At 74.6% G+C, this 10,510-nt stretch carries 10 protein-coding genes and 1 pseudogene; 3 read left to right on the forward strand and 8 right to left on the reverse strand.

Features of this window, described 5'->3' with window-relative positions; genetic code table 11:
* Positions 1 to 66 precede the first annotated feature (66 nt).
* From AC51EU_RS02510 to AC51EU_RS02535, 6 genes are all read right to left on the reverse strand, one after another.
* Positions 67 to 2,226: a RecQ family ATP-dependent DNA helicase gene (locus AC51EU_RS02510; protein ID WP_496264937.1), complete on the reverse strand. Its 2,160-nt coding sequence runs from the start codon at positions 2,224 to 2,226 to the stop codon at positions 67 to 69.
* A 147-nt stretch (positions 2,227 to 2,373) separates the two neighbouring features.
* Complete coding sequence (locus AC51EU_RS02515; RefSeq protein ID WP_496264938.1) at positions 2,374 to 2,994, reverse strand: hypothetical protein; 621 nt, start codon at positions 2,992 to 2,994, stop codon at positions 2,374 to 2,376.
* A 65-nt stretch (positions 2,995 to 3,059) separates the two neighbouring features.
* Positions 3,060 to 3,761 carry a ribonuclease HII gene (rnhB, locus tag AC51EU_RS02520; protein WP_496264939.1) on the reverse strand — a complete coding sequence of 234 codons (702 nt, stop codon included), beginning with the start codon at positions 3,759 to 3,761 and terminating at the stop codon, positions 3,060 to 3,062.
* Between the two features lie 209 nt (positions 3,762 to 3,970).
* The gene (locus tag AC51EU_RS02525) at positions 3,971 to 4,873 is read right to left on the reverse strand and encodes an ADP-ribosylglycohydrolase family protein (protein ID WP_496264940.1); all 903 of its coding nucleotides are present in this window, start codon (positions 4,871 to 4,873) and stop codon (positions 3,971 to 3,973) included.
* Between the two features lie 12 nt (positions 4,874 to 4,885).
* Entirely contained in the window at positions 4,886 to 5,545 is a 660-nt protein-coding gene (locus tag AC51EU_RS02530) for a histidine phosphatase family protein (protein WP_496264941.1), read from the reverse strand.
* Positions 5,546 to 5,634: 89 nt separating this feature from the next.
* Complete coding sequence (locus AC51EU_RS02535) at positions 5,635 to 7,254, reverse strand: ABC-F family ATP-binding cassette domain-containing protein (protein WP_496264942.1); 1,620 nt, start codon at positions 7,252 to 7,254, stop codon at positions 5,635 to 5,637.
* 85 nt (positions 7,255 to 7,339) lie between these two features.
* On the opposite strand from AC51EU_RS02535, the gene AC51EU_RS02540 reads away from it, so the two are divergent.
* Positions 7,340 to 8,092 (forward strand): TetR/AcrR family transcriptional regulator, encoded by a 753-nt coding sequence (locus AC51EU_RS02540; protein WP_496264947.1) that lies wholly within the window; start codon positions 7,340 to 7,342, stop codon positions 8,090 to 8,092.
* Positions 8,093 to 8,159: 67 nt separating this feature from the next.
* Here AC51EU_RS02540 and AC51EU_RS02545 read toward each other — a convergent pair whose 3' ends face one another.
* The gene (locus AC51EU_RS02545; protein WP_496264943.1) at positions 8,160 to 8,765 is read right to left on the reverse strand and encodes a YdbC family protein; all 606 of its coding nucleotides are present in this window, start codon (positions 8,763 to 8,765) and stop codon (positions 8,160 to 8,162) included.
* Positions 8,766 to 9,024: 259 nt separating this feature from the next.
* On the opposite strand from AC51EU_RS02545, the gene AC51EU_RS02550 reads away from it, so the two are divergent.
* Positions 9,025 to 9,546: a TerD family protein gene (locus AC51EU_RS02550; protein ID WP_496264944.1), complete on the forward strand. Its 522-nt coding sequence runs from the start codon at positions 9,025 to 9,027 to the stop codon at positions 9,544 to 9,546.
* A gap of 70 nt (positions 9,547 to 9,616) precedes the next feature.
* Here the strand turns inward: AC51EU_RS02550 and AC51EU_RS02555 are convergent, their stop codons facing one another.
* A complete protein-coding gene (locus tag AC51EU_RS02555; RefSeq protein WP_496264945.1) occupies positions 9,617 to 10,168 on the reverse strand; it encodes a CGNR zinc finger domain-containing protein in 552 nt (183 codons plus the stop codon).
* Positions 10,169 to 10,287: 119 nt separating this feature from the next.
* On the opposite strand from AC51EU_RS02555, the pseudogene AC51EU_RS02560 reads away from it, so the two are divergent.
* Positions 10,288 to 10,510, forward strand: a pseudogene (locus tag AC51EU_RS02560) (hypothetical protein); the annotation flags it as partial.

The raw sequence follows: 10,510 nt of genomic DNA on the forward strand, positions 1-10,510 counted from the left end.
CCGTCCGTCGGCCCTGCCCGGTGCGCGATCAGCTCGCCCGCCTTTCGCGGGGTGGGCGGCGGGGGCTCAGCCCGCCGCGGCGAGGACCAGCGGGAGGACGCGTTCGCCGCCGGCGCGGCGGAGCAGGCGGGCGGCGACGGCGAGGGTCCAGCCGGAGTCGGTGTAGTCGTCGACGAGGAGGACGGGGCCGGGAGCGCGGGTCAGGGCGGCGGCCAGGTCCTCGGGGACGGTGAAGGCGCCCGCGAGGGCGCGCAGGCGTTGGGCGGAGTTGCTGCGGTGTGCGGTGTGCGCGCCGTCCGGCGCGGTGTGCGCCAGGGTGCCGAGGAACGGGAGGCGGCCGATGTCCGCGATGCCCCGGGCGAGGGAGGTGACCAGGTGCGGGCGGGTGAGGGAGGGGACGGCGACGACTCCCACGGGCCGGGGCGAGGCGTCGGGGACGCCCGGCGCCCAGCCGCCCGGGGAGCGGGCCCAGTCGGCGAGGACGTCCACCGCGGCCCGCAGGACGTCGTCGGGGACCGGTGTGTCGGGGGCGTTCTCGGCGAGCAGCGGGCGCAGGCGGTTGCCCCAGCCGATGTCGGAGAGCCGGCCCAGGGCGCGTCCGGTGGAGCACTGTTCCTGGGCGGGGATGCGGCCCTTGAGGTCGATGCCGAGGGCGGGCATGCCCGTCGGCCACATGCGGCGCGGTTCGATCTCCACCCCGGGGCGGTCGAGTTCCTTCGTGGCCGCTGTCAGGGTCTCCGCGGAGACGGCGGGGTCGGCCCAGGCGCCGGCGCAGTTGTCGCAGCGGCCGCACGGCGCCGCCCCCTCGTCGTCCAGCTGCCGGCGCAGGAACTCCATCCGGCAGCGGGACGTGCTCACGTAGTCGCGCATGGCCTGCTGTTCGGCGGCCCGCTGCCGCGCCACCCGGGCGTAGCGTTCGGTGTCGTAGGCCCACTCGGCTCCCGTGGCCGTCCAGCCGCCCTTGACACGCCGGACGGCGCCGTCGACGTCGAGGACCTTGAGCAGGGTCTCCAGCCGGCTGCGCCGCAGGTCGACCACAGCCTCCAGGGCGGGGACGGAGAGCGGCCGCCCCGCGTCGGCGAGGGCCGCGAGGGTCTGGCGGACCTGGGTCTCGGGCGGGAAGGCGGTGTCGGCGAAGTAGCGCCAGATGGCTTCGTCCTCCTTGCCGGGCAGCAGCAGCACATCGGCGTGGGCGACGCCGCGGCCCGCGCGGCCGACCTGCTGGTAGTAGGCGATCGGTGAGGACGGCGAGCCGAGGTGGAGCACGAAGCCGAGGTCGGGTTTGTCGAAGCCCATGCCGAGTGCGGAGGTCGCGACGAGGGCCTTGACCTTGTTGCCGAGGAGGTCCTCCTCGGCCTTCAACCGGTCGGCGTTCTCCGTGCGTCCCGTGTAGGAGGCCACGGGGAATCCGTGTTGCCGCAGGTGGGCGGTGGTTTCCTCGGCGGCGGCCACCGTGAGGGTGTAAATGATCCCGGAGCCCGGCAGGGTGTCCAGGTGCTCGGCGAGCCAGGCCAGCCGGTGGGCGGCGTCGGGCAGCCGGACGACGCCCAGTCGCAGGCTCTCCCGCTCCAGCGGGCCGCGCAGCACCAGGGCCTCGCCGGTGCCGGTGCCCAGTTGCTCGGCGACGTCGGCGGTGACCCGCGCGTTGGCGGTGGCGGTGGTCGCCAGTACGGGGACGCCGGGGGCGAGGCCGGCGAGCATCGCCCGCAGCCGGCGGTAGTCGGGGCGGAAGTCGTGGCCCCAGTCGGAGATGCAGTGTGCCTCGTCGACGACGAGCAGGCCGGTGGTGGCCGCGAGGCGGGGCAGCATCCGTTCGCGGAAGTCCACGGAGTTGAGGCGTTCGGGGCTGACGAGGAGGACGTCGGTCTCGCCGCGTTCGACCTCGGCGTGGATGGTGTCCCACTCCTCCGGGTTGGCGGAGTTGATGGTGCGTGCCCGGATGCCGGCGCGGGCCGCGGACTCGACCTGGTTGCGCATCAGTGCCAGCAGCGGGGAGACGATCACGGTGGGGCCGGAGCCGCGGCGGCGCAGCAGGGCGGTGGCGACGAAGTACACCGCCGACTTGCCCCAGCCGGTGCGCTGGACGACCAGGGCGCGGCGGCGTTCCCGTACCAGGGCGTCCACGGCCTGCCACTGGTCCTCCCGCAGCCGGGCCGTTCCCCCGGGGTCGCCGACGAGTTCGGCGAGGACGGTGTCGGCTTCGGTGCGGAGCTCCAGGTTGTCCATGCCCCCATGCAACCGGACGGCACTGACAATCGGCCACCTCACCGCGTGTGACCCGCGGCGTGCGGAGGGTCGCCGGCGGGGGTGCCCGGGTACGCGAGCGAGCCCGTCCGGCGCGGTGGCCGGCGGGCTGTCGCGGGGCGCTGTGCGTCAGGCGTGGGCGCCGAGGACGGCGTTGATCCGCTGCGGGTCGCCGCAGACGACCAGCAGTGATCCGGCGCGGGCCATCGCGGAGGGCAGGGCCCGCGCGGTGGCGTCGTCGGTGCCGCCGTTCATGGCGACGACCACGACGGGCCGCCCGGTGGCGCGTTCGGCGGTGGCGTCCGCGTAGAACACGTCGTCCGCGGCGTCGTGCTGCGCCCAGTAGGACGCCTCGCCGAAGGACAGTTCATGGGTCGCCCACGGGTGGGTTTCGCCGGTGGTCAGCACCAGGATCTCGCCGGGTGCGCGACCGGAGTCCAGCAGCAGGTCGACGGCCTCGTCGGCGGCGTCGACGGCGCCGTCGGCCGGTGCCGGGATGAGCTGGAGCTGCGCCCCGGAGGGCGCTTCGGTGGCGGCGGTCCGCCGGGGACCGGTGCGCTGGGCCGGCGGACCGGGGACGGGGCCGCGTGAGGCGGCGGGTCCGGGTTTGCCCGGACGGGGGCCGCGCGACGGTGCGGGGCGGGGACCAGGGACAGGACGGGGGGTCGGCGCGGTGCGGCCGGCGGCCGGGGTTGCGCGGGGACCCGGGACACTCTCGTGAATCTGAGGCTCCTCGGGGATGAGAGGCATAAACGGATGTCTATCAAACGTAGGTGCGGGACATGCCGGTGGGTACCGGATTATGTCCGTACCGCTCAGAAGTCGAAGCCGAGTTGGCCACCGGCCTCCAGAGCGGCTGCTTCGGGGGTGACACGCACCTTCTTCAGGTGCCGCCACCGGGGAAGTGCGTCCATGTAGGACCACGACACCCGGTGGTGCGGGGTGGGACCGAACTCCTCCAGGGCGCTGCGGTGCGCCGGTGAGGGATAGCCCGCGTTGCCCGCGAAGTCGAAACCGGCGTGTGCCGTGCCCAGTTCGGCCATCATCGCATCACGCCGCACCTTGGCGATCACCGAGGCGGCGGCCACCGCGATGCAGGACTGGTCGCCCTTGACGACGGTACGGACCCGCCACGGTTCGCCCAGGTAGTCGTGCTTGCCGTCGAGGATGACGGCGTCCGGGCGGACCGGCAGTGCCTCCAGCGCGCGGACGGCGGCGAGGCGCAGCGCCGCCGTCATGCCCAGGGCGTCGATCTCCTCGGGAGAGGCGTGACCGAGGGCGTAGGCGGTGACCCAGGTGCTGAGGATCTCGGCGAGTTCGTTGCGGCGCTTGGGGGTGAGCAGCTTGGAGTCGGTGAGTCCGGCGGGCGGGCGGCGCAGGCCGGTGACGGCCGCGCAGACGCTCACGGGGCCCGCCCAGGCTCCGCGCCCGACCTCGTCGACACCTGCGACGGTCCTGGCGCCGGTGGTCGCGCGCAGTGATCGCTCGACGGTGTGAGTGGGAGGCTCGTACGGCATGGCGCCAGCCAGCGTACGCCTCTTCGGGCCGTGCGTCCGCATCGGATCCGGACGCTTCGCGGATCGGTCCGGGACGCGGGGTCGCCTGCGGCCCGCGGGGCGCGTGGGAGGGCGCGGCGGCGGGTGTGCGGGTGGTTCCCGGTCTGCCGGACGGGGCCGGGCCCGGGGTGAAGTCGCCGGTCGGTGCTTCCTGTTTGGGTGGGTGCGGGTCAGTCCGTGGGGGTGCGGGCCCAGGCCGGGAGGGGTTCGGCCGCGTCGAGCCAGGCGGGCGGCAGGGCGGTGCCGCGGGCGGCGACGATGCCGCCGACGATGGCGCAGGTGGTGTCCACGTCGCCACCGGCCCGTGCGGTGGTCCAGAACGCCTGCTCGTAGTCGCCGAGGTGGCGGGCGGCGGCCCACAGGGCGAAGGGCACGGTGTCGTGGGCGCTGGTGCGCCGTCCGCAGCCGAGGACGGCGGCGACGGTGCCGGTGTCGCCGTAGTCGAGCATGTCCCGGGCGCGGCGCAGTCCGGCCTGGACGGCGCTGCGGGGGATCAGTTCCAGTACGCCGTCGAGCAACTGCTCGGGGCCGGGGGTGCGGTCGGCGGCGGCGAGGGCGGCCGCGGCGGCGACGGCCATGGCGCCGACGACGGCCTCACGGTGCTGGTGGGTGACGTAGGCGGAGATCTCCGCCTGGTGGGTGGCCTGCTCGGGGTCGTCGGCGTACCAGGCGCCGAGGGGGGCGATGCGCATGGCGGCGCCGTTGCCCCAGGAGCCCTGTCCGTTGAAGAGGCGGGCGGCGGTTTCGCGCCAGTCGCCGCCCTCGCGGATGCCGCGGAGCACGCCTGCGACGGCCGGGCCGTAGTCGCGGCGGGTGTCGTGGTGGTCGGCGAAGGAACGGGCGAGGGCGTCCTGGTCGACGCGGCCGTGGCGGACGAGGACGGCCAGGACGGAGCAGGCCATCTCGGTGTCGTCGGTCCAGCGCCAGGGCCCGGGGGGCGGGGTACGGCGCTGGAGGGCCGGGTAGTGCGCGGGGGCGAAGAACTGGGCGCCGAGGGCGTCTCCCACGGACAGTCCCCGCAGGCTCGCCAGTGCCCGCTCCCGGCGGTCGGCGTCACGGTGGTCTGCGTTCATCGGACTGCCACTCTAACCGGTGCCGCCGTACGGTTCCGGCTCGCACCAGCGGTCGAAGGGGCGGTCGAGGGTGTAGCGGCCGTCGGGGCCGAGGACGAGGGTGCGCCACTCGGCGTTGCCGGGGTTGGAGAGGCATTCGAATTCGGCCACCGTCCAGTGGAACCAGCGCATGCAGAACAGCCGCATGGTGAGGCCGTGGGTGACGAGGAGGACGTTCGGCGGGTGGTCGGGGGCCTCGAAGCTGCGCCACAGGCTCTCCAGGAAGGCGCCGACGCGGTCGTAGACGTCGGCGCCGGACTCGCCCTGGGCGAAGCGGTAGAAGAAGTGGCCGTAGGCGTCGCGGTACGCCTTCTGGCGGCGGACGTCGTCGCGGTCCTGCCAGTTGCCCCAGTCCTGTTCGCGCAGTCGCGGTTCCTCCCGGACGCGGAGCAGGCGGGGGTCCAGGCCGAGGGCGCGGAAGGTCTGGTGGGTGCGGCGGTACGGGGAGACGTAGGCCGAGACGCGTTCGTCGGCGAACATGGCGCGCAGGGAGGCTCCGGCCTGCCGCGCCTGCCGCCAGCCGTTCTCGGTGAGGCTGAGCGCGTGGTCGGGCTCGCGTTCGTAGACGGTGTCGTCGACATTGCCCACCGACTCTCCGTGGCGGACGAGGACGATGCGCCGTGGGCGTGCCATGAGGCCACCCTAGGTCCTGTGTCCGGGGAGGCCACCCGGGCCCCTGGGGCCCGGCCGGTGGGCGCGGGACCGGTGTGCCTCTGCGGCCGTCAGGTGCCGTCGGGGACGGGCCGGCCGTCGCGGAGTATGTAGCGGGTGCCGTCGAAGCGGCGGTCCAGGAGGCGGTCGTGGGTGACCACGACCAGGGCGCCGGGCCAGCCGGCCAGGGCGGACTCCAGGTCGTCGACGAGGTCGGGGGCGAGGTGGTTGGTGGGTTCGTCGAGCAGCAGGAGGTCGGCGGGCCGGGCCAGCAGGCGGGCCAGGGCGAGGCGGCGGCGCTGGCCGGCCGAGAGGGCTCCCACGGGTACGCCGAGGTCGCGGTCCCGGAAGAGGCCGAAGGACAGCAGCAGGGCGGCCGGCTCGTCGGGGTCGCCGGGCAGTCCCCTGGCGAAGGCGGTGAGCAGGGGTTCGGCGGGGCGGGTGGCGGGGGTGTCCTGGGCGAGGTGGCCGATGCGTCCGCGGCGCCGTACCGTGCCGCGGTCGGGGACGGTCAGGCCCGCCATGATCCGCAGGAGGGTGCTCTTGCCCGCGCCGTTGGCGCCGCGGACGAGCAGGCGGTCGCCCGCCGCGACGGAGAACGCGTCGACGGTGAGGCGGTCGCCGACCCGGACCCCTTCCAGGGCGACGAGGGTGCCGTCGGTGTCGCCGGGCCCCGGGGCGGCACGGAAGCGGAGGGGTTCGGGTGGTTTCGGGACCGGTTCCTCGCGGAGTCTGCGCAGGCGTTCCCGGGCGTTGCGGACCCGGCTGGAGACGGACGCCTGGACGCGGCCCCGGTCGCGGTCGTAGGCCATTTTGTTGTGGTCCTTCATGGCGCCGCCCCGGGCGACGGCGCGGGCGGTTGTCCCGGTGGCGGCGGTGAGCCGTTCGGTCTCCTCGCACCACCGGTCGTACTCCTGCTCCCAGCGGCGGCGGGCGGCGGCCTTGGCCGCGGTGAAGGTGCCGTAGCCGCCCCCGTAGCGGACGAGGCGGTGGCGTTCGGCGTCGACCTCGACGAGTGAGGTGGCGGTCCGCTGAAGGAAGAGGCGGTCGTGGGAGACGGCGACGACGGTGCCGCGGTGGGCGAGCAGGGCGTCCTCCAGCCAGTCGAGGGCGGGCGCGTCGAGGTGGTTGGTCGGCTCGTCGAGCAGCAGGATCTCCGGGGAGGCGGCGATCAGGCAGGCGAGGCCGAGGCGGGCCCGCTCCCCTCCGGAGAGGGTGCCGAGCCGCCGGTCGCGGCCGGTGCCGGCCAGTCCAAGGCCGTGCAGCGCCTTGTCGACGCGGGCGTCGGCCTCGTAGCCGCCGCGCAGTTCGAAGCGGGTGAGCAGGTCGCCGTACGCGGTCAGGTCCTCGGGCGGGGCGCTGTCCAGGCGGCGTTCCATGGCGCGCAGCCGGTGTTCCATCGTTCTGATGTCGGCGAGCGCGGCGTCGACGGCGTCCTGGACGGTGTGGTGGGCGGGGAGCTTTGGGGTCTGGGCGAGGCGGCCGATGCCGCCGTCGGCGGTGACGAGCACCGTGCCCTCGTCCGGCTGTTCCTCGCCCGCGATGAGGCGCAGCAGTGTGGATTTTCCCGCGCCGTTCTCGCCGACGACGCCGACGGTGTCGCCGGGGCGTATCGAGAGGGAGACGCCGTCGAGGAGCGGCCGGTCACCGTAGGTCTTGGTGACGTCGCGCAGGGAGATCTGGGTGGGCATGCGCTCCTCCTCGGGCTCGTGCCGTACGCGTGCGCACACGGCACGCCAAACGCAACCGCAGTCGCATTACTGGCGTACGATGATGATGGCACAGCCACCCGATCTAACACAACAGGAGTTGCAATTGGCTGAGGGACAGGATTCCGGCGCCGACGGCGCGAGGAACAGCGCGGGCTCCGCCGCCCGCCAGGCCCCGCCGGGCACCCGGCGCCCCGGCGGGCGGACCGCGCGGACCCGCGCCGCCGTCCGCGACGCCGTCCTGGCCGGCCTGACCGAGCAGGGCTATCCGGGCCTGACCGTCGAGTACGTCGCCGAGCACTCCGGCGTGCACAAGACGACGCTCTACCGCCGCTGGGGCGATGTGGAGGGCCTGCTGGCCGACGCCCTGGACCTGGCCGGGGAGGACACCTGGCAGCCGCCGGACACCGGCTCCCTGGAGGGCGACCTCCGGGCGCTCGCGCGGGAGGTCACCGACTCCTTCACGGATCCGCGGGCGGCCGCTTCCGGCTCCGCGATCGTCGCCGCCGCCTTCCACTCGGAGCGGGCCGCCGACGCCCTGCGCGCCTACTACGCGGAACGCTTCGCGCGCTGCGAGGTCCTGGTCCGGCGCGCCGTGGACCGCGGTGAACTCCCCGTCCCCCCGGGGGCCTCGGTCGACGCCGGCGCGCTGGTCCGCGCGGTGTCCGCGCCGCTGTTCCTCCGGCTGTTCGTCACCCGGGAGCCGATCGGCACCGCGCTGGCCGAGCAGGCCGCGGCGGCGGCCCTGGCGGCCGCGCGTGCCGGGGTGTTCACCGCGCCCCGCCCCGAGGCCGGGGAGGCACGGACCGCCCGCCGATGACGCGTGGCGGACGGGAGGCCGCGGGGCGCCGGGGCAGCACACCCGGCGCCCCGCGCTCAGCCGGTCGTCACACCGTCCACGACTCTTCCATCCGCACCACGTCCCCCTCGACGGTCTGGACGTCCGCGGCCATCTGGGCGCGCAGGGCGAGGCGTTCGACGCCTTCCGGGCGGTACTTTCCCCGCTCGGCCGCGGACTGCCACATCGACACCACGAGGAACTCCTCCCCCGGTGCCCGGCCCAGCATCCCCCGCACCATGCCCGGCGAGCCCGCCATCGCCGGGTTCCAGATCTTCTCCTGCATCAGCGTGAAGTGGTCCACCCGGTCCTCGCGTACCCGGCAGTGCGCGAGGCGCAGCACGTCCGCCTCGCCGAACGTCGGCCGGAAGCCCACCTTCACATCGAGTGCGTGCTCGAAGAGGCGCACCTGGAGGTCCTTGAACGTCCCCGCCTGGGAGGCGGCCAGCCGGTCGTGGGAGCGCGCCATGAAGGAGTCGTAGAACGCGCGGCTCTCCCAGAAGGCGACGAGGTGCACGACGTCCGGCCGCGCCCGGCTCCATCCGCCGCCCTGCCCCTGGAACCCCGGTTCACCCAGCAGCCCCGCCCATTTCCGCTGCCCCCGCTCGAACCCTCGACGGTCCACGACGGTAAGGCGAATCCACTTGACCAGCACCGCGCCATCGTACGGCGCCGCTTGGCCGGAATCACCGCCCGCGAGGCACCGGATCGGCGCCCCGGACGCACCGCCGAGCCCCTCCAACGGAGGGCAGCCGAAGTACGGTTCACCCCGGCACGGCGGGCCCCTGACGTGGCACCATGGCAAGCGACGTGCTTTCCCGGGGAGTTGAGCACCTCCGAGGCCCAACGGTCCGGCCCGGCTCCCCGGTTGTCCCGCCGCCCGGCACGGCGCACACGAGGGAAGGGGAGCCCCGGTGAGCAGTCTCAGCAAGGGGATCGACAAGGCCCAGGTCACGCTCAAATGGGACCCGAGCCCGGCCGGCGAGCCGGACAACGACCTCGACCTCGTCGCCGCGACCTACGAGGCGGGCACACCGTCCTCCGATCCCAGTTATCTGGTGCACTTCGACAGCCGCTCCCCCGACGGCACCATCGTCCTCAACCGGGACAGCCGCACGGGCCAGGGCTTCGGTTCGGACGAGGTGATGACGCTGGAACTGGACCGCCTCTCGGAGCGCTACACACGGGTCGTGATCGGCGTCGCCATCCAGCAGAGCGGCGGCCGCAAGGTCTTCGGTGACGTCCCGAACACGGAGATCCGCATCCGGGAGGGCTACACCGACCTGGTGACGGAGGACTTCTCCGGCGTCCCCGGGGCGACCGCCGCCACCGTCGCCGCCTTCGTCCGGGACGGTTCCGGCGAGTGGCGCCTCCAGCAGGCGGTACGCGGCTTCGACGCCGACCCGGACGCGTTCGCCGCCCTGATGGGCGGCTGACGCGCCACAGGAGCCCGCACCCGGCACGGTCCGGTGGTGCGGGCTCCCTCTTTTCCCACGTCCGGCCGCCTCACGCCTCCCGCTTGCGCCGGCGGTGCGCGGCGACGCGGGCGCGTGTGGCGCAGGCGGACGAGCAGTAGCGGCGGGCACTGCCCGGTCCCGTGCCCAGGTAGAAGCGCGAGCAGCCGGGCGCGGCGCAGGCGCCCCAGGTGACACGCCCGTACGCGGTGAGGATCTGCGCGAGGGCCAGCGCCCCTGCCGCGAGGAACCAGTCGCCCCATTCCGCGTCGTCGCGGTCGATGTGCAGATGCCAGGGGTGGCCGTCGTGGCGGGAGAGGCGCGGGGGTGCCGCGTGGGCGGCGAGCAGCGCGTTGAGCGCGTGGGCGGCGCGGTCGGTGTCGGTCTCGGCGAGTACGGCGCCGATCCGTACTGCGGCGTCCCGCAGTGCGGCAGCGTCCTTCTCGGTGAACGCGTCCCCGGTGAGGTCGCGGGGGTGTTCGCCGTGCCGCTCCAGCAGCTCCGCCAGCGCGTCCCGGGGCAGGTCCGGTCGCGCGCGGACCGCGTTCGCGACATCGATCAGCCGCTCGGCGGGCCGGAACCCGCCCGTCGCCGCCGCGTCCACCGTGCCTCCTGTGTGCCTGGTCCGGGCCCCATCCTGCCGCAGACCGCCCAGGGCTCCGCCCGCGACCCCATGTAACGTTTTCCCAGAACAAGACGTTACCTCTCGGGGGAAGGAGCGCCATGGCGGCACGCATCACGGGACTCGGGCGCTATCTGGCCACGGCGTTCTGCGCCCGCGCGGCGGAGGAGGGCATGGGGGTGGCCATGGCGCTGCTGGCCCTGGAGCGCACCGGCAGCGTGGCGCAGGGCGCGTTCCTGCTCACCGTGTGGACGGCGCCGCATGTCCTCGCCGCCCCCCTGGCGGGCGCCGCCGCCACCCGGACGCGCCACCCCCGCCGGCTCT

The organism is Candidatus Streptomyces philanthi (assembly GCF_059553635.1).